Below are 408 nucleotides of genomic sequence, written 5' to 3' on the forward strand. Positions count from 1 at the left end.
GCTGATCGACGGTGAGTCCGGGCCGGCGCGTTCCGGCGCCGACATGCCGCTGTACGACCCGGCGACCGGTGCCGAGCTGGCGCGCGTGGCCCGCGCCGGCGCCGAAGACGTCGATCGGGCGGTCGCCGCCGCGCGGCGTGCGTTCGAAGGCAACTGGGCAGGCCAGCGCCCGGCCGATCGCGAGCGCCTGCTGCTGCGACTGGCGGAACGGATCGAGGCGCATGGCGAGCAACTGGCGCAGTTGGAAACCCTGAACAACGGCAAGTCGATCAACCTGTCGCGGGCCCTGGAGGTCGGCGCCTCGGTGGAGTTCATCCGCTACATGGCCGGCTGGGCGACCAAGATCGAGGGTCGCAGCCTCGACCTGTCGATCGCCGCGGTCCCAGGCGCGCGCTACCGGGCCTACAC

The 408-nt window shown here is 72.3% G+C and carries 1 protein-coding gene; it reads left to right on the forward strand.

The genetic code is table 11. The features are described 5' to 3' along the window. Positions 1-408: aldehyde dehydrogenase family protein (locus GO615_RS28275; protein ID WP_169133110.1), on the forward strand; the 408-nt coding region annotated here is incomplete at both ends.

The sequence above is a fragment of the Aromatoleum evansii genome (assembly GCF_012910805.1).
GTDB lineage: Bacteria > Pseudomonadota > Gammaproteobacteria > Burkholderiales > Rhodocyclaceae > Aromatoleum > Aromatoleum evansii.